The 328-nt window shown below is 36.0% G+C and carries 1 pseudogene; it reads left to right on the top strand.

Annotated elements, in window-relative coordinates:
- Positions 1-328, top strand: a pseudogene (locus tag GPK60_RS15730) (RNA-guided endonuclease TnpB family protein); the annotation flags it as partial.

Here is a 328-nt window from a genome sequence, read left to right as displayed (position 1 = left end):
ATGTTTCCAATAATGTAACCAAACAGGCAATTAAAGATGCTTGCATAGCCTACAAAAACTTTTTCAAAAGTTTGCAAAAACATCCGAGATTCAAGTCTAAAAAGAAATCAACGCCTAAATTTTATCAGGACAACATTAAAATACAGTTTAGTGACACCCACGTTAAATTTGAGGGATTTTCTTCCAGCAGGAAAGCTAACAAACAAAAGCTGAACTGGGTAAGACTTGCAGAACATGGACGTATTCCAACAGATGCTAAATATATGAATCCGAGAATATCCTTTGACGGATTAAACTGGTGGATTAGCGTATGCGTGGAATTTCCAGA

The sequence above is a fragment of the Ruminococcus sp. MCC718 genome, assembly GCF_018783905.1.
In the GTDB taxonomy this organism is placed as follows: Bacteria; Bacillota; Clostridia; order Lachnospirales; family Lachnospiraceae; genus Hominisplanchenecus; species Hominisplanchenecus faecis.
The sequence above is the reverse complement of the archived record's forward strand: the minus strand, read 5'-3'. Positions and strand labels throughout refer to the sequence as shown.